At 65.7% G+C, this 23,024-nt stretch carries 26 protein-coding genes and 1 tRNA gene; 12 read left to right on the top strand and 15 right to left on the bottom strand.

The genetic code is table 11. The features are described 5' to 3' along the window. The first annotated feature begins 150 nt into the window (after window positions 1-150). Together SPI01S_RS06225 and SPI01S_RS06220 are read left to right on the top strand one after the other, a co-directional pair. The gene (locus tag SPI01S_RS06225; RefSeq protein WP_066719850.1) at window positions 151-2,292 is read left to right on the top strand and encodes a prolyl oligopeptidase family serine peptidase; all 2,142 of its coding nucleotides are present in this window, start codon (window positions 151-153) and stop codon (window positions 2,290-2,292) included. An 18-nt stretch (window positions 2,293-2,310) separates the two neighbouring features. Beyond that, window positions 2,311-2,793, top strand: a complete 483-nt coding sequence (locus tag SPI01S_RS06220) for a vgr related protein (protein ID WP_066719849.1) — start codon at window positions 2,311-2,313, stop codon at window positions 2,791-2,793. A 137-nt stretch (window positions 2,794-2,930) separates the two neighbouring features. On the opposite strand, the gene SPI01S_RS06215 is transcribed toward SPI01S_RS06220, so the two are convergent. Beyond that, window positions 2,931-3,314 (bottom strand): VOC family protein, encoded by a 384-nt coding sequence (locus SPI01S_RS06215; protein WP_066719847.1) that lies wholly within the window; start codon window positions 3,312-3,314, stop codon window positions 2,931-2,933. A gap of 13 nt (window positions 3,315-3,327) precedes the next feature. After that, window positions 3,328-6,075, bottom strand: a complete 2,748-nt coding sequence (locus tag SPI01S_RS06210) for a [protein-PII] uridylyltransferase (RefSeq protein WP_066719839.1) — start codon at window positions 6,073-6,075, stop codon at window positions 3,328-3,330. Window positions 6,076-6,249: 174 nt separating this feature from the next. Between SPI01S_RS06210 and SPI01S_RS06205 the strand changes: the two genes are divergently transcribed. From SPI01S_RS06205 to SPI01S_RS06195, 3 genes are all read left to right on the top strand, one after another. Beyond that, window positions 6,250-6,744, top strand: a complete 495-nt coding sequence (locus SPI01S_RS06205) for a hypothetical protein (RefSeq protein ID WP_066719837.1) — start codon at window positions 6,250-6,252, stop codon at window positions 6,742-6,744. 86 nt (window positions 6,745-6,830) lie between these two features. After that, window positions 6,831-7,244, top strand: coding sequence for a glycine zipper 2TM domain-containing protein (locus tag SPI01S_RS06200; protein ID WP_066719833.1), 414 nt, complete (start codon window positions 6,831-6,833; stop codon window positions 7,242-7,244). 54 nt (window positions 7,245-7,298) lie between these two features. Then, window positions 7,299-7,724, top strand: a complete 426-nt coding sequence (locus tag SPI01S_RS06195) for an OsmC family protein (protein WP_066719831.1) — start codon at window positions 7,299-7,301, stop codon at window positions 7,722-7,724. Window positions 7,725-7,787: 63 nt separating this feature from the next. On the opposite strand, the gene SPI01S_RS06190 is transcribed toward SPI01S_RS06195, so the two are convergent. From SPI01S_RS06190 to SPI01S_RS06180, 3 genes are read right to left on the bottom strand one after another with little or no spacing between them, the layout of a single operon-like run. Continuing rightward, complete coding sequence (locus SPI01S_RS06190) at window positions 7,788-8,522, bottom strand: hypothetical protein (protein WP_066719829.1); 735 nt, start codon at window positions 8,520-8,522, stop codon at window positions 7,788-7,790. Between the two features lie 11 nt (window positions 8,523-8,533). After that, a complete protein-coding gene (rlmB, locus tag SPI01S_RS06185; RefSeq protein WP_066719827.1) occupies window positions 8,534-9,280 on the bottom strand; it encodes a 23S rRNA (guanosine(2251)-2'-O)-methyltransferase RlmB in 747 nt (248 codons plus the stop codon). Then, a complete protein-coding gene (locus SPI01S_RS06180) occupies window positions 9,280-10,884 on the bottom strand; it encodes a M20/M25/M40 family metallo-hydrolase (protein WP_066719818.1) in 1,605 nt (534 codons plus the stop codon). The genes rlmB and SPI01S_RS06180 overlap by 1 nt, the downstream gene beginning before the upstream one ends. A 122-nt stretch (window positions 10,885-11,006) precedes the next feature. On the opposite strand from SPI01S_RS06180, the gene SPI01S_RS06175 reads away from it, so the two are divergent. Continuing rightward, window positions 11,007-11,093: transfer RNA gene (locus tag SPI01S_RS06175), tRNA-Tyr, on the top strand. Between the two features lie 75 nt (window positions 11,094-11,168). Here SPI01S_RS06175 and SPI01S_RS06170 read toward each other — a convergent pair. Then, entirely contained in the window at window positions 11,169-11,369 is a 201-nt protein-coding gene (locus tag SPI01S_RS06170; protein ID WP_066719815.1) for a hypothetical protein, read from the bottom strand. 180 nt (window positions 11,370-11,549) lie between these two features. Here SPI01S_RS06170 and SPI01S_RS22165 point away from each other — a divergent pair, with 180 nt between their 5' ends. Beyond that, window positions 11,550-11,726 (top strand): hypothetical protein, encoded by a 177-nt coding sequence (locus tag SPI01S_RS22165; RefSeq protein WP_157084583.1) that lies wholly within the window; start codon window positions 11,550-11,552, stop codon window positions 11,724-11,726. Here SPI01S_RS22165 and SPI01S_RS06165 read toward each other — a convergent pair. From SPI01S_RS06165 to rph, 3 genes are all read right to left on the bottom strand, one after another. Further along, the gene (locus SPI01S_RS06165) at window positions 11,689-12,177 is read right to left on the bottom strand and encodes a helix-turn-helix domain-containing protein (RefSeq protein ID WP_066719812.1); all 489 of its coding nucleotides are present in this window, start codon (window positions 12,175-12,177) and stop codon (window positions 11,689-11,691) included. The two genes, SPI01S_RS22165 and SPI01S_RS06165, sit on opposite strands and share 38 nt — an antisense overlap. A gap of 109 nt (window positions 12,178-12,286) precedes the next feature. Continuing rightward, window positions 12,287-12,958 carry an RdgB/HAM1 family non-canonical purine NTP pyrophosphatase gene (gene rdgB, locus SPI01S_RS06160; protein ID WP_066719805.1) on the bottom strand — a complete coding sequence of 224 codons (672 nt, stop codon included), beginning with the start codon at window positions 12,956-12,958 and terminating at the stop codon, window positions 12,287-12,289. After that, entirely contained in the window at window positions 12,955-13,668 is a 714-nt protein-coding gene (rph, locus tag SPI01S_RS06155; protein ID WP_066719802.1) for a ribonuclease PH, read from the bottom strand. The genes rdgB and rph overlap by 4 nt, the downstream gene beginning before the upstream one ends. 90 nt (window positions 13,669-13,758) lie before the next feature. On the opposite strand from rph, the gene SPI01S_RS06150 reads away from it, so the two are divergent. The 4 genes from SPI01S_RS06150 (at window position 13,759) to SPI01S_RS06135 (ending at window position 16,725) form a co-directional block, all read left to right on the top strand. After that, window positions 13,759-14,340, top strand: a complete 582-nt coding sequence (locus SPI01S_RS06150; protein ID WP_066719799.1) for a DUF6438 domain-containing protein — start codon at window positions 13,759-13,761, stop codon at window positions 14,338-14,340. A 35-nt stretch (window positions 14,341-14,375) separates the two neighbouring features. After that, window positions 14,376-15,419 (top strand): heat-inducible transcriptional repressor HrcA, encoded by a 1,044-nt coding sequence (hrcA, locus tag SPI01S_RS06145; protein ID WP_066719796.1) that lies wholly within the window; start codon window positions 14,376-14,378, stop codon window positions 15,417-15,419. Window positions 15,420-15,434: 15 nt separating this feature from the next. Continuing rightward, the gene (grpE, locus tag SPI01S_RS06140) at window positions 15,435-15,992 is read left to right on the top strand and encodes a nucleotide exchange factor GrpE (RefSeq protein WP_066719793.1); all 558 of its coding nucleotides are present in this window, start codon (window positions 15,435-15,437) and stop codon (window positions 15,990-15,992) included. 289 nt (window positions 15,993-16,281) lie between these two features. Beyond that, window positions 16,282-16,725: a DUF1003 domain-containing protein gene (locus SPI01S_RS06135; protein ID WP_066719791.1), complete on the top strand. Its 444-nt coding sequence runs from the start codon at window positions 16,282-16,284 to the stop codon at window positions 16,723-16,725. Window positions 16,726-16,738: 13 nt separating this feature from the next. On the opposite strand, the gene SPI01S_RS06130 is transcribed toward SPI01S_RS06135, so the two are convergent. The 4 genes from SPI01S_RS06130 to SPI01S_RS21705 form a co-directional block, all read right to left on the bottom strand. After that, a complete protein-coding gene (locus SPI01S_RS06130; RefSeq protein WP_066719788.1) occupies window positions 16,739-16,936 on the bottom strand; it encodes a hypothetical protein in 198 nt (65 codons plus the stop codon). A gap of 79 nt (window positions 16,937-17,015) precedes the next feature. Continuing rightward, window positions 17,016-17,228: a cold-shock protein gene (locus SPI01S_RS06125; RefSeq protein ID WP_010544313.1), complete on the bottom strand. Its 213-nt coding sequence runs from the start codon at window positions 17,226-17,228 to the stop codon at window positions 17,016-17,018. A 207-nt stretch (window positions 17,229-17,435) separates the two neighbouring features. Then, window positions 17,436-17,831 (bottom strand): cupin domain-containing protein, encoded by a 396-nt coding sequence (locus SPI01S_RS06120; protein ID WP_066719785.1) that lies wholly within the window; start codon window positions 17,829-17,831, stop codon window positions 17,436-17,438. Between the two features lie 6 nt (window positions 17,832-17,837). Continuing rightward, a complete protein-coding gene (locus SPI01S_RS21705; protein ID WP_084253294.1) occupies window positions 17,838-18,821 on the bottom strand; it encodes a hypothetical protein in 984 nt (327 codons plus the stop codon). Between the two features lie 106 nt (window positions 18,822-18,927). Here SPI01S_RS21705 and SPI01S_RS22160 point away from each other — a divergent pair, with 106 nt between their 5' ends. Next, window positions 18,928-19,731 (top strand): hypothetical protein, encoded by an 804-nt coding sequence (locus SPI01S_RS22160; RefSeq protein ID WP_157084582.1) that lies wholly within the window; start codon window positions 18,928-18,930, stop codon window positions 19,729-19,731. Here SPI01S_RS22160 and SPI01S_RS06115 read toward each other — a convergent pair. Together SPI01S_RS06115 and uvrA are read right to left on the bottom strand one after the other, a co-directional pair. Beyond that, window positions 19,625-19,969: a low molecular weight protein tyrosine phosphatase family protein gene (locus tag SPI01S_RS06115; protein ID WP_066719782.1), complete on the bottom strand. Its 345-nt coding sequence runs from the start codon at window positions 19,967-19,969 to the stop codon at window positions 19,625-19,627. The two genes, SPI01S_RS22160 and SPI01S_RS06115, sit on opposite strands and share 107 nt — an antisense overlap. Continuing rightward, window positions 19,966-22,962 carry an excinuclease ABC subunit UvrA gene (gene uvrA / locus SPI01S_RS06110; RefSeq protein WP_066719780.1) on the bottom strand — a complete coding sequence of 999 codons (2,997 nt, stop codon included), beginning with the start codon at window positions 22,960-22,962 and terminating at the stop codon, window positions 19,966-19,968. The genes SPI01S_RS06115 and uvrA overlap by 4 nt, the downstream gene beginning before the upstream one ends. Window positions 22,963-23,024: the final 62 nt, after the last annotated feature.

Raw genomic sequence — 23,024 nt, 5'->3', positions numbered from 1 at the left:
GTTCGAACCGAACAAGGGAAGGGCGGTCGCAGCAGCGGCCGCCCCTTTCGTTTGTGCTGCGTCCTTTGCCTGAGCGATCGAGTTGACGGGTCCGGCTTGAGCCGCAGGGCAGGGCTCCCTAGGGTGGGCGCATTCTCAGGGAGCCCTTGAATGCGCCGTGCATTGATCCTGCCGTTACTTTTCGCCAGCCCCGCCTACGCCCAGACCACCAAGCCGGAGACCACCGCGCCGATGACCAAGTTCGCCTATCCCGAAACCCGCCGCGTCGATGTGGTGGACGAGCAGTTCGGGGTGAAGGTCGCCGATCCCTATCGCTGGCTGGAAAACGACGTTCGCAACGACAAGGAAGTCGCGGCCTGGGTCGAGGCCGAGAACAAGGTCACCGACGCCTATCTGGCGACGCTCCCGGGGCGCGACGTGCTCAAGGCGCGGATCAAGCAGCTGTTCGATTACGAGCGCTTCGGCGTGCCCGAGCAGAAGGGCGGCCGCTATTTCTATGCGCACAACAGCGGTCTGCAGAACCAGGCGGTGCTGTTCGTCCGCGACGGGCTGAAGGGCGAGGGCCGCGTGCTGATCGATCCCAATGGCTGGTCGAAGGACGGCGCCACCGCGCTCGCCGAATGGCTGCCGAGCGAAGACGGCAAGTTCCTCGCCTACTCCATCCAGGACGGCGGCACCGACTGGCGCACGATCAAGGTGCTCGACGTCGCCACCGGCAAGGAGACCGGCGACACGGTGGGCTGGGCCAAGTTCACCATGGGGGTCGCGTGGGCCAAGGACGGCAGCGGCTTCTTCTACTCACGCTATCCCGAGCCGCCGGCGGACGCCAAGTTCCAGGCGCTGAACGAGAACCACCGCGTCTATTTCCACAAGCTCGGCACCCAGCAGAGCGCCGACCGGCTCGTCTATGAGACGCCGGCGACGCCGAAGCAGAGCCATTATGCGGGCATCACCGACGATGGCCGCTACCTGGTGATCACCACCAGCGAGGGTACCGACAACAAGAACCTCGTCCATGTCGTCGACCTCGCCGATCCGGCGTGGAAGGCGAAGACGGTGATCGGCAAGCTCGAGCATGACTGGGCGCCGATCGGCAATGTCGGCACCAAATTCTGGTTCGCGACCGACGACGGTGCCCCGCGCCAGCGCATCGTCACGATCGATCTCGCCGATCCGGCGCTGACGCCGCACGAGGTGGTGCCCGAGCAGAAGGAGACGCTGGCCGGCCAGTCGATCGTCGGCGATCGGCTGATCCTCAGCTACATGGTCGATGCCGCCACCGAAGTACGCCGCTACACGCTGGACGGCAAGGCCGACGGCAAGGTGGCGCTGCCGGGGATCGGCACCGCCAGCGGCTTTGGCGGGCATCCGCACGAGGGCGAGACCTTCTTCGCCTTCACCAGCTTCAACTATCCGACGACGATCTTCCGCTACGACGTGAAGACCGGCAAGGCCGAGCCCTGGGCGCAGCCGAAGGTGGCGTTCGACCCGCAGGATTATGCGGTCGAGCAGCGCTTCTACGCCTCGAAGGACGGCACCAAGGTGCCGATGTTCATCGTGAAGAAGAAGAGCGTGACCGGCCCCGCGCCGACGATCCTCTATGGTTATGGCGGGTTCAACATCCCGATCACGCCGGGCTTCTCGGCAGGGCGGCTGGCCTGGCTGGAGCAGGGCGGGGCGTTCGTCGTGGCGAACATCCGCGGCGGCGGTGAATATGGCAAGGCATGGCACGATGGCGGCCGGCTCGCCAACAAGCAGAACGTGTTCGACGATTTCATCGGCGCGGGCGAGTTCCTGATCAAGGAGGGCATCACCGGCAAGGGGCAGCTGGCGATCCAGGGCGGATCGAACGGCGGCCTGCTGGTCGGTGCGGTCACCAACCAGCGGCCCGACCTGTTCGCAGCGGCGCTGCCGGCGGTGGGCGTGATGGACATGACCCGCTTCGACCGGTTCACCGCCGGCCGCTACTGGGTCGACGATTACGGCTATCCGTCGAAGGAAGCGGATTTCAAGCGGCTCTACGCCTATTCGCCCTATCACAACATCAAGAGCGGCGTGGAATACCCCGCCATTCTGGTGAGCACGGCGGATACCGACGACCGCGTGGTGCCGGGGCACAGCTTCAAGTACACCGCTGCGCTCCAGCATGCGGCGACCGGTGACCGCCCGCACCTGATCCGCATCGAGACGCGCGCCGGCCACGGCTCGGGCAAGCCGACCGACAAGGTGATCGAGGAAACCGCCGACCTCTGGGCGTTCGCCGCCAAGTGGACGGGGCTCGCGATCAAGTAAGCAGGGGGGAGGGCGGCCATGTCCGGCGAGAGTCCGCGATCGGGCCGCCCCCTCACCGATGCCGAGCGGGCGCTTGCCCGGAGCATGTTCGGCAACGCGATCGATCTCGATCCGGTGCGCATCTACCGGCGCAAGTGGTTTCCCTTCCAGCCCCGCAACGTGACGATGGCGCCGCGCGGGCATCTCCACTTCCATCCCGCCGGCGATGCCTATCGCGCGTGCTTCGCCAGCGCCGGGCTGGGCCTGCAGGGGCATCTGATTCATGAGCTGGTGCATGTCTGGCAGCACCAGCAGGGCCTCCACCTCGTACTGCGGCGGCACCCGTTCTGTCGCTACCACTACAGCATCAAGCCGGGCTGGACGCTGGCGCGCTACGGCATCGAGCAGCAGGCGGAGATCGTCCGTCACGTGTTCCTGCTGCGGCAGGGGGTGATGGTGCCGGGAGCGCCGCCGCGGGAGACGCTGGAGAGCATCCTGCCGTTCGGGACGGGGTCGGGTTGAATGGCGCGCCCACCCAGCGGCGTCATCCCGGCGAAAGCCGGGATCCAGTCGCCTCTACGCCCGAGCAGGAGCCACCACGGAGGCCCCAATGGATCCCGGCTTTCGCCGGGATGACGATGGTGGGGGAGCTGTATCTCCTACTCCGCCGGGGGTTCCCATAGTTCGATCGGGTTGCCCTCGGGATCGTGGATGCGGGCGAAGCGACCCGTCTCGGGCGTGTCCCATTCGGCGCGCGTCTCGATGGCGATGCCGGCGGCGTTGAGCTGCTCCAACAGGCTGTCGAGGTCGATCACCCGGAGATTGAGCATCACCTGCTTGTCCGCCGCGTAGTAGCTGCTGTCCGCGGGGAAGGGCTGGAAGATGACGCCGCCGGGCTCCGGATGCCAGAACCACGGGCTCGTCTGACCGGTCGAATCGGTGCCGCACCCGCCACCGACGCCCAGCATTTCCTGGTACCAGGCCTTCAGCCCTTCCGGATCCTGCGCGCGAAAGAAAAAGCCGCCCAGCCCAACTACCGGCATGTCCGTCCCCCGATCAGGCGGCCTGAGCGATCTCCTCGCCGGCCGCGGCCTCCAAGAGACGCCGCTCGATCGTCTTGAGTCGCGACGCCGAGCTGATCTTATCCCCGATCAGATCGGTAAGATAGAAAGTATCGACCGCGCGCTCGCCATAGGTCGCGACATGCGCCGAGTGGATCGTCACCTTCGACTGGAACAGCGCATTGGCCAGGCTGTAGAGCAGGGCGGGCCGATCGCGCGCATTGACTTCGATGACCGTGAAGCGGTTCGACGCCTTGTTGTCGATGAACACGTTGGGTTCGATCGAAAAGGCATCGGAGCGCGGGCGCACCGGCGCCTTGGTCTTGAGCCGTTCGGAAAGGCGTGCGCGGTTCGCCAGCGCATCGGCGATGCCCGTCTTCAGCCGGGTGAGCCGCGCCTCTTCGTCGAATGGCTGGCCGAACGGATCCTGCACCAGGAAATTGTCGAGTGCCATGCCGTCCCGCGTCGTGTGGATCCGCGCGTCGATGATGTTGCCGCCGGCGACGTGGATGGCACCGGCGATCCGGTAGAACAGGCCCGGATGGTCGGCGGCGTACACCGTCACCAGCGTCGCGCCGCGATCCGGATAGACCTGTGCCTCGACATGCAGCGTGGACTCTCCCGCCGCGGCCACCATCGCCGCGTTGCGCTCCAGCACGTCGCTGGGCTCCGCGATCCAGTAGCTTTCGGTGAAGCGGCGCTTGAACGCCTCGAACTTGGCGGGCGTCCAGCCGAGTGCCGCACCCAGTTCGTCCTGCTTGGCGGCGATCCGCTCGGTACGGCCGCGCTGCTTGTGGCCGAGCCGCAGCACTTCCTCGGCGGCTTCGTACAGCCCGCCGAGCAACTGGCGCTTCCAGCCGTTCCACACGCCGGGGCCGACCGCGCGGATGTCCACCACGGTCAGCGCCAGCAGCATGCGCAGCCGTTCGGCGCTCTGCACCTGCGCGGTGAAGTCGAGGATGGTCTTGAAGTCGGCGAGGTCGCGCTTGAAGGCGGTTGCGGACATCAGCAGGTGCCAGCGCACCAGCCAGGCGACCATCTCGGTTTCGCCCGGCGTGAGGCCGAGACGCGGGCAGAGCCGCTCCGCAACTTCGGCGCCGAGGATCGAATGGTCGCCGCTCCGGCCCTTGGCGATATCATGGAGCAATACCGCGACGTACAGCGCGCGGCGCGAAGCGAGCTGGTGGAGCAGGCCGGTGGCGAGCGGATGATCTTCCTTCAGCTGGCCTTTCTCGATCCGGCTGAGCAGCCCGATCGCGCGGATCGAATGCTCGTCCACCGTATAGTGGTGGTACATGTCGAACTGCATCTGCGCGACGACGCGGCCGAAGTCGGGCACGAAGCGGCCGAACACGCCGGCCTCGTTCATCCAGCGCAGCACCGTCTCGGGATCGCGCGGCGAGGTCAGCACCTCGAGGAACAGCGCGTTGGCGCGGGGATCGTTGCGGACGTCGTCGACCAGCTTGGCATCGCGGGCGGCGGCGCGCATCGCCAGCGGATGGATCTCCAGCTCGTGCTGGTCGGCGAGCGCGAACAGCTCGATCAGGCGGACGGGATCCTCGCGGAAATAGGTGTCGCGCGGCAGGGCGAGGCGACCGCGCTCGAGCACGAAGCCCTTGAGCTTGCGCCGCCCGCGCCACAACGCCGGGAAGCCGAAGCGGCGTCCGCGCGCGGCGAATTTCTCGTCCAGATGCGCGAGGAACACGCCCGTGAGGTCGCCCACCACCTTCGCCTGGAGGAAGTAATAGCGCATGAACCGCTCGACCTTGGACATGCCGGGCCGATCGGCAAAGCGCATCCGGTCGGCGATCTCGCGCTGGACGTCGAACGTCAGGCGGTCCTCGGGCCGGTTGGTGATCAGGTGCAGCTGGCAGCGCACCGCCCAGAGGAAATTCTCGGCGCGGCGGAACTGGCGATATTCGGCGGGGGTCAGCAGCCCGGCTTCGACCAGCTGGGCCGGCTCGCCGACATTATAGGCGAACTTGCCGATCCAGAAGAGCGTGTGCAGGTCGCGCAGGCCGCCCTTGCCCTCCTTCACATTGGGTTCGACGACATAACGGCTGTCGCCCATCTTCTTGTGGCGGGCGTTGCGCTCCTCCAGCTTGGCGGTGATGAAGCCGCGGGCGCTGTCCGCCTGGATCTCCGCCTTGAAGCGCTTCGCCGCCTGATCGTAGAGTTCGGTATCGCCCCAGACGTAGCGCGCCTCGAGCAGCGCGGTGCAGACGGTGACGTCGGCCTTGGCCTGGCGGACCATCTCGTCGAGCGAGCGCGACGAATGGCCCACCTTCAGCCGCATGTCCCACAGCGAGTAGAGCATCGATTCGATCACCTGCTCGCTCCAGCCGGTGACCTTCCAGGGCGTGAGGAAGCCGATATCGATGTCCGAATGCGGCGCCATCTCGCCGCGCCCATAGCCGCCCACCGCGATCAGCGTCATCCGCTCGGCGGCGGTGGGGTTGGCGTTGGGGTGCAGCCGCTCGACGGTGAAGTCCCACAGCAGCCGCAGGATCTGATCGGTGAGGAAGGCGCCGGCCGCTGCCGCTTCGAGCCCGCGGGAGGGGTGTTCCGCCAGGCGGCGCGCAATCTCCGCCTGCCCGGCATCGAGCGCCGCCTTGAGCTCCGTGGCTCCGGCCTGGCGCAGCGCGGCGGTGTCGCGGGCCTCCAGCGCGGCGAGGCGTTCGGCGACGGCGCGGCGGTCGATCAGGGCGCGTCGATGGGGGACGGAAGCAAAGCGGGTGGGCATGCGAGTCAGATAGGAGGATTTGGCGGGAAGTTCACGCGGGAAGGGAGGCGCGCGGTGTGATTTCCCTGCTTCTTGCGCCGCCCTTTCCGGGGCGGGCGCAGAAGTGATCGCGATGGGAGCGGAACGGCCGGCGCCTCGGCCCGTTGACCGTGCCGTAACCGAAAGGAGATTTCGATGGCCACCGCCAGCAAGACGCCGAAGTCCACCACGCCGCGCAAGCGCACGCCGAAGGCCCCAACCACCGCGTCGGCGGCCGACGCCAAGGCCGAGCCGGCAGCCGCGAAGCCCGCACCCAAGGCGCGCCCGAAGCGCGCGCCCAAGGCGGCGGCGCCGGCCACCAAGGTCCAGAAGCGTTCGACGCTGCGCAGGACCGGCCTTGCCGCGATTGCGGCGACGGGGCTTGGCGCGATCGGCGCGATCGCGTTCGGTCTGCTCCGCAACCGTCGCGCCGCCGCGGCCGAGCCCGGCACCGTGCCGACCGACCTGATGGGCGACAGCCATCCGGACGGCAGCCGGCGCGCGATCGAGCAGTTCCGTCCCGATCCCACCGCGCCCATCCCGGCCAACGAGCGCGAGGCGTTCGCGCCCGCACTGGCTGGGGGCTCTGCCCCGACGCTGGTCGCCGGTCAGGCCGACGAGCTCCGTCGCAACGATGCGGCGCCTTCCTGACGCTCCCCGGATCGGCGCGGCCGCGCAACCTTGGCAGCGGCCGTGCATTGCCCACCCACTTGCAACATGGATCAGGAGAGAGACCGATGCGCATTTTCGCTTTGAGCATGGTCGCCGCGGCGACGCTCGTTTCCGGCTGCGCCGAGGGCGGTGGCTACGGCCTCGGCTCGTCGAATAACGGCGGCTATCGCAACTACGACTATAACCGCCCGGACCCGGCCTATAACGGCTATTATGCCGACCGCTATTATCGCGAGGACCAGCGCGCCCGCGAGCGTCGCCTGTCGCGCAACGACCGCGTCTATCGCGGGCAGGACGGCCGCTATTATTGCCGCCGCAACGACGGCACGACCGGCCTGATCGTCGGCGGTGTCGCCGGCGGCCTGCTCGGCAACCTCATTGCGCCGGGTGGATCGCAGACGCTGGGCACGCTGCTCGGTGCTGCCGCCGGCGCCGCTGCAGGCCGCTCGGTCGATCGCAACAACGTCACCTGCAAATGATAGGAACGGGCCGGGGTCGATTCCCCGGCCAGTCTTGATTCCGAGGAGCCTGCCATGACCACGCGCACCGCCACTGCCCGCTACACCGGCTTCGGCAAGACCGGCAAAGGCCAGCTGACCAGCCCCTCGGGCGTGCTGGAGGCGACGCCCTACAGCTTCAACACGCGCTTCGGCGACGAGAAGGGCACCAACCCGGAAGAGCTGATCGCGGCGGCGCACGCCGGCTGCTTCACCATGGCGCTGAGCTTCGCGCTCGCCCAGGCGGGATTCAGCGACGGTACGCTGGAAACGACGGCGGCGGTGAAGCTGGAGCAGGATGGCGACGGCTTTGCCATCACCCGTTCGGACCTGAAGCTGCGCGCCGAGATCCCCGGCATCAGCGAGGAACAGTTCGAGGCGCTCGCCAAGGGCGCCGAGGCGAACTGCCCGGTCTCCAAGCTGCTCAAGGCGCAGATAGGCCTGGAGTGGGAACTGGCCTGAACCGAATCCCCAAGGGGGTGTGGAGAGGGCGGGCGGGTGCCGATGCACCCGCCCGTTTTTGGTTCAGCGCAGCGGCGCGACCCGGATCGACGCCATCGGCGCATCCTTGGTCTTGGTATTGACCTTCCAGGTGACGACCTTGTCGCTGCCGACGGTCTCCGCCCCGCCTTCGTTGTTCTGGCTGAGGATCTCGGCATCGGTGGTGAGCGTGAAGCTGCCTTCCATGCGATCGGCGGCATCCACGCCACTGGAGAGGCCCGCGCCAAGCCCGCCCATGCCGGCAGCGTCGTTCTTCGGCCGGGCAAAGCCCTCGGCCTTCACGCGCACCGCATCCTTGCCGCGCAGTTCGATCGCGATCCAGGGCAGGACGATCTCATTGTCCTGGTTGTACGGGTAGACGAAGGCGTGATCGAGCACGCCGGACAGCGCGAAATCGACATAGAAGATGCCGTCGCCGCGATATTCGACGCTGCGATAGCCGGCTTCCTTGGCGAGCTCGACGGCGAGCTTGCGATAGGCCTCGTCGCGCTTGGCCTGTTCCGCCGCCTTGGACTTGGCGAGATCGGCCTCGCCGTTCTTGCCCTTCTTCTTCGCGTCTTCCTCCGCCGCCATCTTCATGAAGTCGCCGCCCAGGCCCTTCAGGTCGAGGGCGACGACTTCGCCCTTGTAGGTGAAGGTGAAGCTGCGATCGCGGTGGATGGTGAGCGCGGAATCGAACTTGCCCGGCACGAACAGGCAACTCGCCAGGGCGAGCGGCGCCAGCACCACCAGCGCCAGCGCGCGCAGCATCTTCGTCATCGGTTTCCCTTTCAGCCGCGCGTGTTCACCGCATAGAGCGCCACGGCCGCGGCGTTCGACACGTTCAGGCTTTCCACCTTGGGCGAGATCGGCAGGCGCGCCAGCGTGTCGCAATGCGCCTCGGTATTCTGGCGCATGCCTTCGCCTTCGGCGCCGAGTACCAGCGCAACCCGGCCCGCCGTCATCACATCGGCCAGATTGTCCTTGGCGTGGCCGGTGAGGCCGATGCGCCAGAAGCCGGCTTCGGCGATTTCGTCGAGCGCGCGCGACAGGTTCACCACGCGCACCCAGGGCACCAGTTCCAGCGTCCCGGCCGCCGAACGGGCGAGCGTGCCGGTCTCGGGCGGGGCATGCCGGTCCTGCGTCACGATGCCGAGCGCGCCGAACGCCGCGGCCGAGCGCAGGATCGCGCCGACATTGTGCGGATCGGTCACCTGGTCGAGCACCAGCAGCGGCCGCGTGTCCTCCTCGCCCTGCTCGAGAAGATCGCCGAGCCAGATCTCCTCGAGCGGATCGACTTCGATCACCAGCCCCTGGTGCGGCGCGTCGGCCGGCACCAGGCGGCCGAGATCGGCGACGTCGGCATAGACGATCGGGATGACCGGGGGCAGGTCCAGCGCCGACAGCGCCTCGCGCGTGCCCCAGATCTTGCGCACCGTCCGCTCGGGATTGGCGAGTGCCGCGAGCACCGCGTGGCGGCCGTAAAAGCGCGGCCGCGAGGCGGAGGCTTGGCTCGGACGATGGCCTCGACGTTTCATCAGTGTGCAGACTCCGGGAAGTTGTAGAACTGATCAGCCGGGGTCGGCGCGGTCGCAAGCGGCGCGCGCGGCAGCGGCTGATCGCTGTTGGCGGCGTTGATCAGGAATGCGGCGAGGATGGTTGCGCCCTGGCGCATATCGTCGGCCTTCAGATGATCGAACGTGTCGACGTCCGTATGGTGCACCATGGAGCCATAGTCGAGGGGGTCCTGGATGAACTGGAACGCCGGCACGCCCACCGCGTCGAAGAACACATGGTCGGTGCTGCCGGTGCGGCGGGCGGAGACCATGGTGGCGCCCATGCTGTGGAAGGGCGTGAACCACTGTTCGAAGATCGGCATCACCGCGGTGTTGCCCTGCGCATAGATGCCGCGGATCTTGCCCGAACCATTGTCGAGGTTGAAATAGGCGGCGAGCTTGCCATGGTCCGGCCCCGGTGTGATCGGGAAGGCACGGCTCCAGGTCATGTAGCGCACGGTGCCCGTCGCGCTGGAATCGACCGGGCGCCTGGCGATGTGGTTCTCGACATAGGCCATCGAGCCGAGCAGGCCCTGCTCCTCGCCCGCCCAAAGGGCGAAGCGGATCGCGCGCCTGGTCTTGATGCCCGATGCCTTGATGATCCGCGCGGCCTCCATCACCATCGCGCTGCCGGCGGCGTTGTCGGCCGCGCCGTCGCCCATCGCCCAGCTATCATAGTGCGCGCCGGCCATCACATAGCCGGCCTTGGGATCGGTGCCGGGGATGTCGGCGAGGATGTTATAGGCCTTGGTGTCGCTGTCGTCGAAGCGGTTCACCGCGTCGATCTCCAGCGTCGGCTTGGCGCCCATCTTGGCGAGGCGGGCGAGGCGGCGATAATCTTCCGCCGCGATCTCGATGCCGGGCAGCGTGCCCGACTGGCCGACCTGGAACTGGCTGTTCTGGCCGTGGACCAGCTTGCCGTTGCGGCTGGACATGATCGCATAGCCGATCGCGCCTTCCGCCTTCAGGAAGGCATCGCGCTTGGCGGCGAAGGTCAGGCGGGCGGGGTTGAACGGCCGTTCCCCGGCGCCATTGGGCAGATCGTAGAAGTCACGCTTGGCCATCTCCTCGACGCTCCAGCGCCTGAACGGGGCCTCCGTCGCTTCCTCGATCTCCTTTGGCTCGGTGAGCAGCACCAGCTTGCCCTTCAGCTTGCCCTTGTACTGCGCAAAGGCGGCCTCGTCGGCTAGAGGGGCGAGCACGACCTCCCCGGTGACTGCGCCGTTGGTGCCGGGCGTCCAGGGCAGGGGCGCTGCGATCAACTGCAGCGGACGGGGGGCGACCATCCGCACCGCCAGCTTCTCGTTCGACCAGCCGCGACCGAACTCGAAGCCTTCCTTGTGGACGCCTACCAGGCCCCATTCGCGGAACTTGGCCTGGGTCCAGTCCTCGGCCTTGCGGATCCCCGGCGAGTTGGTGAGCCGAGCGCCGATCACATCGGTGAGATATTGCGCGATTCGCATCACTTCGCTGTGGTTGGTGCCCTGGTCGATCACGCGGTCGGTCGGCGCGGTCTGGATCGTCTGGGCGGCGATCGGTGCGCTGGCGAGCAGCGCGGCGGTGACAGCAAGCATAGTGCGACGCATTGGTTATTCCCCCGAAAAATCGAAGGCGGGACGCTATGCGGGCAAAAGAGTGCACGCAAGGCGTTGACAGGCGTCATTCGCTTCGGCATTGGGCCCCCTCGCTCGCAAGCGGCGGTCTCCATGGATAGGTGGCCGAGTGGTTAAAGGCAGCAGACTGTAAATCTGCCGGGCTTCGCCCTACGGTGGTTCGAATCCATCCCTATCCACCACCGCCGCTGCGAGCGATCTCCTTCAGATCGCCGACGGAAGCGCGCCCGGCCAGGCGCCACGCGGCTGCCGCTGAATCAGCGGTTGCCGTAGAGGGCGAGCGTACGGTCGCGATATTCGATCAGTTGCAGGAGATGGTCCAGCTCGCAGATGCGCTGGATCGGCGCGCCTTCCCGGATGGCGGTTTCGATCTGCTCGAGAAGATAGGCGGCGCTGCCCGGCCCGTGCGTCAGATAAATGGCTTCGGTGCGCTCGAGGAGCGTGGAAAGCGGCGTCACAGGGCTTCCTTGCCAGCGGAGCCGATCTCATATCCAAAATGAACCTAGTGAAGCAATGCGCAAAGACTTGCGATCGCGTTCAAGCGTACTCTAGGTGTGTCCCGTGTCGGGATAACTCCTGACTTGTCCATGCGTACTCAAAAATCCAATGTGGATATAAGGATACGCGAGTTTTTGATAATGGATGAACGGGGCGCAGGGATCGAGACGGTGTGCACGCATCTGATGGATGCGATTGCGCTGCTCGACCAGCTGGGCGAGGATGCCGAAGCCGCCAACATCTCGCTGTCGCTGGAGCGTCTGACGACCAAGTACGGCGTCATGGTGCCGTCGGGTGCGTCGCGCGATCCAAGATGAGGTCGAAATAGCGGTCCAGCGCGGTGCCGGTCTTCTCGCTCAATTCCAGATAGGTGAACCGGCGATCGGTCGCCAGACTGCGCTTGTGGATCATGCCGCGCCGGGCGAGTGCGTTGATCCAGCGCAGTGCCGTGGTGGTGGGCACGCCGGAGGCGGTGCAGGCGGCCGATGTCGACACGTCCTTCCCGTCCGCGCGGCTGACATAGAGCGTCAGCAGGATGTTGAACGCTGGATCCGCGAAAAGATCCTGGGCGACTTCGCGTTCCAGCAGGGCGCGGCCCCACAGGATGATGCGCGCCAGTTCGAGCCGCCCGAACGGACTCTTCTTCGAATCGTCGTCGGGCGCGGAGGGACCATCAGCGAACTGCGTGAAAAGCCGCTTGATCTCGCTCAGCCGCGCATCGACTTCATCGAATAGTTCGGTGCCGCGCACCCCCAATTGGTCCTCCATCGTCGCCTGTGCTTAGGCAGCGATCGTTACTCGATCAACATATGGACGTCGTTAGGATAGCTTAAACCTTCGATTTCATGAATATCGGCCCGATTGGGCCAGGCATTCCTCAGAAGACGGACGCGACCAACTGGCGGAAGGCATCGGCGCGGTGGCTCATGGCATGCTTCGCAACTGGATCCATTTCGCCAAACGTTTCCGCATGACCATGGGGCACGAACATCGGATCATAGCCGAAGCCGTTTTCACCGCGCGGCGGCCAGGCGAGCGCACCATGCACCCGGCCCTCGAACCATTCGACATGGCCGTCCGGCCAGGCGAGGGCGAGCGCGCAGACGAAATGCGCGGCGCGGCTGGTCTCGGGCGGGAGCGCCGCCAGCTTGTCCTGCACGCGCCGCATCGCCAGGCCGAAATCGCGGCCCTCGAACGGGGCAACCGCCTCCAGTCCGTCCATGCCCGGCGCGGCCACGCCCCAGCGGGCCGAGTAGATGCCGGGCGCCAGGCCCAGCGCCTCGACGCACAGCCCCGAATCGTCGGCAAGGGCGGGGAGGCCGGAGAGGTCCGCTGCCTGCAGCGCTTTCAGCTCGGCATTGGCGACGAAGCTGGTCCCGGTTTCCTCTGGCTCGGGCAGGTCGAGCTCGGCGGCGGAGACCGGCTCGATCCCATAGGGACCGAGCAGTTCGCGGATCTCGCGCACCTTGCCTTCATTGTGGCTGGCGATCACCAGCCGGCCCGGCGCGAGCTTGCGGATCGCCTGGGGGGCGTCGCCCTCGCCGCTCATCCGACCGCCTTCAGCTGGGCGTCGAAGATGCGGGCGCAGCCGATCCGGGCGAGGCGGAGCAGGCGGAGCAGGCCTTCCTCGTCATAGGTCGCGCCCTCCGCCGTGGCCTGCGCCTCGGCGATGTTGCCGTTGGCGAGCAGCACGAAGTTCGCGTCCGCGTCGGCCGAGGAGTCCTCGGGATAGTCGAGGTCGAGCACCGGCGTGCCCTGGTAGATGCCGCAGCTCACCGCCGCGACCTGGGTGGTGATCGGATCGACGGTGATCGCACCGTCCGCCATCAGCTTGTTGACCGCGAGGCGCAGCGCCACCCAGGCGCCGGAGATCGCCGCGGTGCGGGTGCCGCCATCGGCCTGGAGCACGTCGCAGTCGAGCGTGATCTGGCGCTCGCCGAGCAGCTTGAGATCGGTCACCGCGCGCAGCGAGCGGCCGATCAGGCGCTGGATCTCCTGGGTGCGGCCCGACTGCTTGCCCTTGGCGGCTTCGCGCTGGCCGCGGGTGTGGGTGGCGCGGGGAAGCATGCCGTATTCGGCGGTGACCCAGCCTTCGCCCTTGCCGCGCAAGAACGGCGGCACGCGCTCTTCGACGCTGGCGGTGACGAGCACGCGGGTGTCGCCGAAGCCGATCAGCACCGAACCTTCGGCGTGGCGGGTGAAGTTCGGCGTGATGGTGATTTCCCGCATTTCATCGGGGGCGCGGCCGGATGGGCGCATGTGATTCAGTCTCCCTAAAGGTCGAGGCGGGCACCTAGACCGTGGCGGCGCGTTCCGCCAGTCTTGCACGATACCGGGAGAAAGACACGCATGCGCCCATTGGTTGCACTGGTTTTCGGTGGAGCGCTGCTCGGCGGCTGCATTCCGCAGGTTGCAGCGCCGGAAGGACCCGCGCGCCCGGCACCCGCGCGGCCCTCCCGCCCGTCCCCGCCGCCGCCGGTCTCGGCCGGTACGCCCGCCGGACCATCCGCACCGATCGTTCGGGGCGAGATGATCCGCTACACCACCAGCCCCTGTGGCGGCGCGTGCCCGGTCTACACGGTCACCGTGCGGCCGGACGGGACCGGCACCTTCGAGGGGCAGCGCTTCACGGCGGTTTCCGGCGCACGGGACTTTCGGGTCTCGCCGGCTCAATATGACGCCTTTCTCACCCGGCTGGCGCCCTATCGTCCGCGCAGCGGTGCCGTCCGCATCGCACCGGGCGCCCCGGCATGCGGCCAGCACGCCACCGACATGCCGAGCGTCGAGGTGCAATGGGACGGGAAGGCGGGCCATCGTGCGCTCTCCTATTATTTCGGCTGTGACCGCGCGCGAAATGCGGGCATGGCCGATGCGCTGGGCTCCGCGCCGGACCTGCTGCCGATCGGCAGCCTGATCGGCGCGCGGCCTTGAAGCAACAAGGCTTCACCGCCTAAATTGGACGCACCATGATCACGCCGCCGATCCACGAGCTGACCGACCGCGCGCGCGACGTGTTCCGCATCGTGGTGGAATCCTATCTCGACAATGGCGCGCCGGTGGGATCCCGCACCATCTCGCGCATCTCGGCGCTCAACCTGTCGCCGGCGTCGATCCGCAACGTGATGCAGGACCTGGAGGAGCTCGGCCTGCTCGCCGCCCCGCACACCAGCGCCGGCCGGATGCCCACCGAAAGCGGTCTGCGCCTGTTCGTCGACGGCATGATGCAGGCGAACGAGCCATCAATGGAGGAACGCGCGGCGATCGAGGCGCGCGCCGGCATCGGCGGCCCGGTCGAGGATGCGATCGCCGAGACGACCGCGGCGCTCTCGGGCCTTTCCGCCTGTGCCGGGCTGGTGCTGGTCCCGAAGGCGGAGACGGTGCTGCGCCAGTTCGGCTTCGTGCCGCTGAGCCAGGATCGCGCGCTGGCCGTGCTGGTGGGCGAGGACGGCTCGGTCGAGAACCGGGTGGTCGAGCTGCCCGGCGGCGTCGACCCGATGTCGCTGCAGCGGGCGGCCAATTACATGAGCGCGACGCTCGCCGGACTGACGTTGGCCGAGGCGCGGGTACGCATCGGGCGCGAGCTGCGCCAGCAGCAGGCTGCGCTCGACGCCGCGGCTTCCGATCTGGTCGAGCGCGGCCTGGCGGTGTGGAGCGAGGACAGCGGCCGGCGTCCGGTGCTGATCGTGCGCGGCCAGGCCCGGCTGATCGACACCAGCGCCGCCGAGGATCTCGACCGCGTCCGCCAGCTGCTCGACGAGCTGGAGGGCAAGGAGGAGATTGCCCGCCTGCTCGACAGCGCCCGGGAGGGCGAGGCTGCGCGGATCTTCATCGGCTCCGAGAACAAGCTGTTCGCGCTTTCCGGCTCGTCGGTGATCGCCAAGCCGGTGCGATCGCTCGACGGCCGCGTCGTCGGCGTCGTCGGCGTGATCGGCCCGACCCGGTTGAACTATGCCCGCGTCGTGCCCATGGTGGATTTCACGGCGGCCACATTGGCCCGTTTGCTGGCCTGAAGAAAACAGGGAACCATGTCCGAGAACATCGAAAATACCGAACCGACCCAGGGCGAAACGCTGCGGGAAGAAACTGCTCAAGCCGCGCCGGAAGTCGCAGAGCAGGACCGTGTCGCCGAGCTGGAGGCGCAGCTGGCCGAGGCCAGGCAGGCGCATCTCTACGTCCAGGCCGACATGCAGAATCTCCGTCGCCGCACCGAGAAGGAAGTGGCGGACGCGCGTGCCTATGCCGCGACCGGCTTTGCCCGCGACATCCTCTCCGTCGCCGACAATCTCGGTCGCGCGCTGCAGGCCATTCCGGCGGAGCTGCGCGACGACGAGAAGATGAAGGGGCTGGTCGTCGGCCTCGAGGCCACCGGCCGCGAGCTGGAGGCGGTGTTCGGCCGCCACGGCATCTCCAAGGTGGTGGCGCTGGGCGAGGCGCTCGACCCCAACAAGCACCAGGCGATGATGGAGATGCCCGTCGCCGACAAGGAGCCCGGCACCGTCGTGCAGGAGATCCAGTCCGGCTACATGATCAAGGACCGGCTGCTGCGCCCGGCGCTCGTCGCCGTCGCCAAGAAGCCCGACTGACCCGCCACGTGCCCCGCTCCGGAAAGGGGCGGGGCCTTGCCGCCGCGGTTCGTCGCATTGCGGTACGCTGCGGCGTTTGCCCTTGGTTGACACGCGCCGGGGCCAGGCCCATCTGCGTGCCGGTCGCGCGTTCCCGCACGACGCTTTCGCAACGGATCCGAGAAGGAACCATGCCCAGTAACGATCAAAGTAGACCGACCGCGCCTGCCGGGCCCGCCGCGCTGATCTGATCGTTGCCGATCACCTCGCGCGCCAGCCCCGGGGGGCCGGTCGGCAGTGAGGTGTTTCCATGAATGCAGCCATTCGTTTCCTGAACGACCTGCGCCGGATCGGCGCGTCGCGGGACCTCAACACGGTGTTCGACGAGCGCCTGACCTTCGGCCAGCGTCTTGCCGATCGGGTCGCGGCGGTCGGCGGGTCGTGGGGGTTCATCATCGGCTTCGGCGTGTTTCTCGGCGCCTGGGCGCTGGTCAACACGGTCGTGCTGGCGGCGCACGCGTTCGACCCGTTCCCGTTTATTTTCCTGAACCTGATGCTGTCGATGCTCGCCGCGCTCCAGGCCCCGATCATCATGATGAGCCAGAACCGCCAGGCCGCGAAGGACCGGCTCGAGGCGCGGCTGGATTACGAGACCAACCTGCGCGCCGAGGCGCAGATCGAGGAACTGCACGCGAAGATCGATTCGCTGCACGCGGACATCGCGCGGCTGGTGGAAGTCCGGGCGCCCCGCTGAGGGGCGGCGGCCGTCAGAAAGCGACGGCGCGGGCTTCCTTCTCGGCCTCGTTGAGGGCGCGCTGGTTGGCGACGCGCTCGGCGCGTATTGCCATGGCTTCCCAGGCTGCCTGGGATCGGAGGTGCCGCTCGCGGACGTTGTCGAGGCCGCTCTGGGCGGCGGCGGTACCGGCTTCGTCGGCACGGGCGCGGAACAGTTCGATTTCGGTCATCGGCGGGAGCTCTCCGCTGGCTGGAGGGGGGACATGCGAAAACGGCGGCCCCGGATGGGACCGCCGTCTTGGGATCAGGTCAGTCAGCCGCCTGGAGATTGACCGCAGCCATCTTGCCGCGGCGATCCTGTTCCAGCTCATAGGTCACGCGCTGGTTCTGCTGCAGCGTGATCATGCCGGCGCGTTCCACCGCCGTGATGTGGACGAAGGCGTCGTTGCCGCCGGTATCCGGCGCGATGAAGCCATAGCCCTTGTCGGCGTTGAAGAACTTGACGGTGCCAGTGATGCTCATGCGTGTTTTCCTTACATTGTCGGCGCGCCCCGTGCGGGCGGACCTCGCGCTTCAGGGGCAGGGATGGAAGGAAAACGGAGCCGCAAAGCGCCAGAGACCAACGATTTGCGACTTCAGCCCATCCTATGTGGGCCCTGCGCGCCGCAGATGCAATCCCAACCACGCGGATTGCGACCGGTTGCCGGCTCGCCGGGGCGGAGTGGCCGATCAGCGCGGGCGGTGGGTGGTGCCCATGCCGGGGGTGATGAAGATCGCGGTGCAGCTGGTGCCGGGGGCGACATCGGCGGTGTGCCAGCTGCCCGGCGGGTTGATGGCATAGTCGCCCGGGGCGAGCGTCACGCTCCCGGTGCTGCCGTCGGCATGTTCCTGGTGGAGCGTGCAGGCGCCCTGGGTGCAGATGACGAGTTCGGCGCCGTGCGGGTGCATCTCCCACGAATCCCAGCTTGTCGAGAAGGCGAACTGCGAGACCAGCCGGCCCTCCTGCCCGTCCGCTGCGTGGCGGGCGGCATAGGCCTCGAACCAGTCGGGGCCGGTGAAGTCGGGCTCGACGGTGGCGCTGGCGGCGCGGCCGAGATGGGCGGGGTTGGTGGGGAGGTGGGGCATGGGGCGTCAATCCTTCGGAGTTTCTAGAATTCCGACGATTATGAGCCTAATGGGGTCGCCTGCACGATCTCGTACAATGTACGATTGGAGATAAACCTTATCCTTCTTCATTTGATCAATCAAAGTCGGTTGTATTCTTTTCCTAATATCAGATGGAATGCTGAAGCTAATGACGGCATCCATATTTGAAAATCGAACTTTTCCCCACCCCGTCTCCTTATTGTACTGGGTGATATCGCAAAGTATAGGTGTAATTTCTCTATCAACCTTTGCGGTCTCAATCTCCGCTGCTACCGCTTTATCCAAGTAAAGTACAGTAGCAGTCTGTGAATTTATGTTCGTTTTGACTTCTAAGCTGTTTGCACTTCTTCTAAGTGCCGTCGCCATTTCGCTGAGGAGTGGTGCTGACATCGCAATAAGCTTTTGCTCCCGAACAGCATCAATTTTTGCGATTTCCGATTTTTGTTCGTCTAGAATCCGCTCGCGGGATAGCTCAGCTATGCGTCGCTCCACTAATTCCAGCTGATCCTTGCTAATGAACTTTTTAAGGTCCGGGTTCGCTGAAATTTTGTCGACAATGGCATCAACGTCATCCACCGACTCTGGTGATTCGGACTTAGATGCTGAAAGCAAGGCTTGATGACTGCTTATAGCCGATAATAGCTCATCTTCATCGCCCTTTTCGATCAGTCGCTCCGATATGTAGGAAAGTAATTCTGACAATGACAAATCTAAAAACTTTTTGTCGCCCGCGGTAGGAGTGGGTGCCTTGGTCCTGATATTGAATGACCCAGGACTATGAGACTCTAGAAGAATGTTATAGTTTGAAGAATTGGTTATCTTTTTGACGAAGGACCCCTCTGCTCTAAATTGCGCTAACTTCACGAGTAACCTAGAGGCAGCATACTGAAACCGAGCGGCTTCATAGAAATTCATTTCGTTACGATCAGCAAGCGCGCCCTCAAAATGAAATTCAAGCTCTTCAGACATAATGTCCCTCCCCCTCGTATTATTGATTCAGTTTCCCGCTTGAGGCAAGCGCTCACTTCGGGGCATCAAGCACGCAGAAGGGCGCTTTGTAGAGGAAGGGGGCACGTTGGAGATAAGCATTGGAGCCGTAGGGGCGGCGCTTATAGCAGGTCTTGTATCGGTTCTTGGTCTAATATTGGGGAAAGAGCAGAAGACTTCCGAATTCCGGCAAGCATGGATAGATGCGATTCGGGCCGAGATGGTGTCGTATGTAACAAATATGAACTCAGTAGTGGACAAGATTGAGGCTGGATTCGAATCTTCCGATGATAGAATTAAATCGTTGGCGGGCCATTATGCTGATTTAAACAAGGCTAATTTCAACATAAAGATGCGTCTCAACTGGGACGAGGCGCCTTCAAAAAAAATTCTCGATATTATGGAGAGGTTTGAAAAAATTGCTTCAGAAGACGAAAATTTCAATGCGGACGAGATTAAGCCACTGGAGGAGGAATTCGTCGCTGCTTCGAGAGATTTTCTAAAATGTGAGTGGGTTAGGGTTAAGCGAGGAGAGAAGTCGTTCATCGTTGCCAAGAGAGTGGCAATCGTATCTACGCTGCTTATGGCGGTAGCCGCTATAACTCTATTCATAATATCTTTATTTGGAAATAATGGAGTCGAGAAGAAAAATCAGGCGCCGACGATTAACATGGAGTACCGAGTATCCTCCCAAGGAGGAGGACGACTTCATGACGATTCAAACTGCGCAAAGGTTGACGAGGGTGCCGCTTTAAGTTCCGAAGGGAAGAAAATTGACGCGGGTGTTAGTCAATCCACCGCTGCAGCCAAAAATTCAGCAGGTCGACCAGTTCCGGCTGCATATATTGGTAATCGTCCGGCACCCCGAGCACCGCTAACTCCTTGCCCTTGAGCAGCCGGCCGGACTTCTGCTGGATGCGCTTCTGGTGGGTGCGCTCCATCGTCAGTATCACGTCCGACCATTCGATCAGGTCGCCGGTAAGCGGCTGCTCGGCATCGTTGTTGGTGCCCGCCGAGGTCGCTTCGATCCCGTCGATGCCCTGGCAGATCGCCTCCGCCGTGGGGCTGCGCAGCAGGTTGCGCGAGCAGACGAACAGGAGGCGGCGGGTGCCGCGCTCCGCTTCGCTCACTCCGCCGCCACCTTCGCCTTCCGCGGCTTGAGCAACGGCGCCAGATACCGCCCGGTATAGCTCCCCGGCACCTTCGCCACCTGCTCCGGCGTGCCTTCGGCGACGATCTCGCCGCCCTTCACGCCGCCTTCCGGCCCCAGGTCGAGGATCCAGTCGGCGGTCTTGATGACGTCGAGATTGTGCTCGATCACCACCACCGTGTTGCCCTGCTCGACCAGCGCGTGGAGCACTTCCAGCAGCTTGCGCACATCCTCGAAATGCAGGCCCGTGGTGGGTTCGTCGAGGATGTACAGCGTCTGGCCGGTGGCGCGGCGCGCCAGTTCCTTGGCGAGCTTCACCCGCTGCGCCTCGCCGCCCGACAGCGTCGTCGCCTGCTGGCCGACCTTCACATAGCCGAGGCCGACTTCGGCGAGCATCGCCATGCGGTCGCGGATCGGGGGGACGGCCTTGAAGAACTCGACCGCGTCTTCCACCGTCATGTCGAGCACGTCGGCGATCGACTTGCCCTTGAACTTCACCTCCAGCGTCTCGCGATTGTAGCGCGCGCCGTGGCACACGTCGCAGGTGACGTACACGTCGGGGAGGAAGTGCATCTCGATCTTGAGCACGCCGTCGCCCTGGCACGCCTCGCACCGGCCGCCCTTGACGTTGAAGCTGAACCGGCCGGGCTTGTAGCCGCGCGCCTGCGCCTCGGGCAGGCCGGCGAACCAGTCGCGGATGTTGGTGAAGGCGCCGGTATAGGTCGCCGGGTTCGAGCGCGGGGTGCGGCCGATCGGCGACTGGTCGATGTCGATCACCTTGTCGCAGTTTTCGAGGCCGGTGATCTTGTCGTGCTTGCCGGCGAGCATCCGCGCGCCGTTGAGCTGGCGCGCGGCCGCAGCGTAGAGCGTGTCGAGCGTGAAGCTGGACTTGCCCGAACCCGAGACGCCGGTGATGCAGGTGAAGGTGCCGAGCGGAATGCTGGCCGTCACGCCCTTGAGGTTGTTGGCAGTGGCGTTGTGCACCGTGATCTTCTTGCCGTTCCCCTTGCGGCGCTTAGGGGGCAGCGGCACCTCGCGGGTGCCGTTGAGGTAATCGGCGGTGACGCTGCCTTCGGTGGCGAGCACCTCGGCCAGCGTGCCCTTGGCGACGACCTCGCCGCCATGGACGCCGGCGCCCGGCCCCATGTCGATCACATAGTCGGCGGTGCGGATCGCATCCTCGTCATGCTCGACGACGAGCACGGTGTTGCCGAGGTCGCGGAGGCGCTTGAGGGTGGCGAGCAGCATGTCGTTGTCGCGCTGGTGGAGGCCGATCGACGGCTCGTCCAGCACGTAGAGCACGCCCGACAGGCCGCTGCCGATCTGGCTGGCGAGGCGGATGCGCTGGCTCTCGCCGCCGGACAGCGTGCCCGAGGTGCGATCGAGGTTGAGATAGTCGAGCCCGACATTGTTGAGGAAGCCGAGCCGCTCGTCGATTTCCTTGAGGATCGCGCGGGCGATCTCGCGCTGCTGGGGGGTGAGCGTTTCGGGCAGCGCCTTGAAGAAGGCGAGCGCGTCGATCACCGAGAGGTGGGTGGCGTAGGAAATGTCCTGCCCGGCGACCTTCACCGCGCGCGCCTCGGGCTTGAGGCGGGCGCCGCCGCAGACTTCGCAGGGGTGCGACGCCTGGTACTTGCCCAGCTCCTCGCGCATCCACGCGCTTTCGGTCTGCAGCATGCGGCGGTTGAGGTTGCCGATCACGCCTTCGAACGGCTTCTTGACGTCGTAGCTCTTGCGGCCGTCGACGAAGGTGAGGGTTACCGGCTTGCCGCCGGTGCCGTGGAGGATGATCAGTTGCACCTCGCCCGGCAGGTCGCGCCAGGGGGTGTCGAGCTTGAAGCCGAATTCGCGGGCGAGGCTGCCCAGCACCTGCATGTAATAGGGCGAGGGCGGGTTGGACTTGGCCCAGGGCACCACCGCGCCCTTCTTGATGCTGAGATCGTGGTTGGGGACGACGAGGTCCTCGTCGAACTCGAGCTTCTCGCCCAGGCCGTCGCATGCGGGGCACGCGCCCTGCGGGGCGTTGAAGCTGAACAGGCGGGGTTCGATCTCGGGGATGGTGAAGCCGGAGACCGGGCAGGCGAACTTTTCGGAGAAGACGATGCGGTTGTCGGGGATGCCGACACCCTTCATCTTCTTCTTCGCCTTCGGGCCTTCGCCTTCGGTGCCGGGAGCGTCGGCGCCCTCTGCCTGGAACGCCTGGGGTGCTTCCCGCACCGCCGCGCCCGTGCCCTGCAGCGCCTCGACCGTGGTATCCACCAGATCCACATAGGCCAGCCCCTCGGCCAGCTTGAGCGCGGTCTCGAAGCTCTCGGCCAGGCGCGTGCCGATATCGTCGCGCACCACCAGGCGGTCGACCACCACTTCGATGTCGTGCTTGAACTTCTTGTCGAGCGCCGGGGCTTCCTCGATCAAGTACATCTCGCCGTCGATGCGGACGCGGCTGAAGCCGGCCTTCTGCCACTCGGCGAGTTCCTTGCGATACTCGCCCTTGCGGCCGCGCACCACGGGGGCGAGCAGCAGCAGCCGGGTGCCCTCGGGCAGCGCCAGCACGCGGTCGACCATCTGGCTGACCGTCTGCGCGGCGATCGGCAGCCCGGTGGCGGGGGAATAGGGCACGCCCACCCGCGCCCAGAGCAGGCGCATGTAATCGTAGATCTCGGTGACCGTCGCCACCGTCGAGCGCGGGTTGCGGCTGGTGGTCTTCTGCTCGATCGAGATGGCAGGGGAGAGGCCCTCGATATGCTCGACATTGGGCTTCTGCATCAGTTCGAGGAACTGGCGCGCATAGGCCGAGAGCGACTCGACATAGCGGCGCTGCCCCTCGGCATAGATGGTGTCGAAGGCGAGGCTCGACTTGCCGGAGCCGGACAGCCCGGTGATCACCGTCAGCGTGTCGCGGGGAATGTCGATGTCGACGCCCTTGAGATTATGCTCGCGCGCGCCGCGGACGGAGATCGTGGTGAGTGCCATAGGGGAGGGTTCTATCTTTGTTCTGAATGGTTTTCCAGAGCCCAGATAGGGACGGGACGCAT

This window comes from Sphingomonas pituitosa NBRC 102491 (assembly GCF_001598435.1).
GTDB lineage: Bacteria > Pseudomonadota > Alphaproteobacteria > Sphingomonadales > Sphingomonadaceae > Sphingomonas > Sphingomonas pituitosa.
Note: the sequence above shows the minus strand (reverse complement) of the source record. Positions and strands in the feature narration are given on the sequence as shown.

Excerpts from the sequence above, each read along its gene's own strand:
- SPI01S_RS06225 (WP_066719850.1), top strand. The coding sequence starts at position 151 with ATGCGCCGTGCATTGATCCTGCCGTTACTTTTCGCCAGCCCCGCCTAC.
- SPI01S_RS06220 (WP_066719849.1), top strand. The coding sequence starts at position 2,311 with ATGTCCGGCGAGAGTCCGCGATCGGGCCGCCCCCTCACCGATGCCGAG.
- SPI01S_RS06215 (WP_066719847.1), bottom strand. The coding sequence starts at position 3,314 with ATGCCGGTAGTTGGGCTGGGCGGCTTTTTCTTTCGCGCGCAGGATCCG.
- SPI01S_RS06210 (WP_066719839.1), bottom strand. The coding sequence starts at position 6,075 with ATGCCCACCCGCTTTGCTTCCGTCCCCCATCGACGCGCCCTGATCGAC.
- SPI01S_RS06205 (WP_066719837.1), top strand. The coding sequence starts at position 6,250 with ATGGCCACCGCCAGCAAGACGCCGAAGTCCACCACGCCGCGCAAGCGC.
- SPI01S_RS06200 (WP_066719833.1), top strand. The coding sequence starts at position 6,831 with ATGCGCATTTTCGCTTTGAGCATGGTCGCCGCGGCGACGCTCGTTTCC.
- SPI01S_RS06195 (WP_066719831.1), top strand. The coding sequence starts at position 7,299 with ATGACCACGCGCACCGCCACTGCCCGCTACACCGGCTTCGGCAAGACC.
- SPI01S_RS06190 (WP_066719829.1), bottom strand. The coding sequence starts at position 8,522 with ATGACGAAGATGCTGCGCGCGCTGGCGCTGGTGGTGCTGGCGCCGCTC.
- rlmB (WP_066719827.1), bottom strand. The coding sequence starts at position 9,280 with ATGAAACGTCGAGGCCATCGTCCGAGCCAAGCCTCCGCCTCGCGGCCG.
- SPI01S_RS06180 (WP_066719818.1), bottom strand. The coding sequence starts at position 10,884 with ATGCGTCGCACTATGCTTGCTGTCACCGCCGCGCTGCTCGCCAGCGCA.
- SPI01S_RS22165 (WP_157084583.1), top strand. The coding sequence starts at position 11,550 with ATGGATGAACGGGGCGCAGGGATCGAGACGGTGTGCACGCATCTGATG.
- SPI01S_RS06165 (WP_066719812.1), bottom strand. The coding sequence starts at position 12,177 with ATGGAGGACCAATTGGGGGTGCGCGGCACCGAACTATTCGATGAAGTC.
- rdgB (WP_066719805.1), bottom strand. The coding sequence starts at position 12,958 with ATGAGCGGCGAGGGCGACGCCCCCCAGGCGATCCGCAAGCTCGCGCCG.
- rph (WP_066719802.1), bottom strand. The coding sequence starts at position 13,668 with ATGCGCCCATCCGGCCGCGCCCCCGATGAAATGCGGGAAATCACCATC.
- SPI01S_RS06150 (WP_066719799.1), top strand. The coding sequence starts at position 13,759 with ATGCGCCCATTGGTTGCACTGGTTTTCGGTGGAGCGCTGCTCGGCGGC.
- hrcA (WP_066719796.1), top strand. The coding sequence starts at position 14,376 with ATGATCACGCCGCCGATCCACGAGCTGACCGACCGCGCGCGCGACGTG.
- grpE (WP_066719793.1), top strand. The coding sequence starts at position 15,435 with ATGTCCGAGAACATCGAAAATACCGAACCGACCCAGGGCGAAACGCTG.
- SPI01S_RS06135 (WP_066719791.1), top strand. The coding sequence starts at position 16,282 with ATGAATGCAGCCATTCGTTTCCTGAACGACCTGCGCCGGATCGGCGCG.
- SPI01S_RS06130 (WP_066719788.1), bottom strand. The coding sequence starts at position 16,936 with ATGACCGAAATCGAACTGTTCCGCGCCCGTGCCGACGAAGCCGGTACC.
- SPI01S_RS06125 (WP_010544313.1), bottom strand. The coding sequence starts at position 17,228 with ATGAGCATCACTGGCACCGTCAAGTTCTTCAACGCCGACAAGGGCTAT.
- SPI01S_RS06120 (WP_066719785.1), bottom strand. The coding sequence starts at position 17,831 with ATGCCCCACCTCCCCACCAACCCCGCCCATCTCGGCCGCGCCGCCAGC.
- SPI01S_RS21705 (WP_084253294.1), bottom strand. The coding sequence starts at position 18,821 with ATGTCTGAAGAGCTTGAATTTCATTTTGAGGGCGCGCTTGCTGATCGT.
- uvrA (WP_066719780.1), bottom strand. The coding sequence starts at position 22,962 with ATGGCACTCACCACGATCTCCGTCCGCGGCGCGCGCGAGCATAATCTC.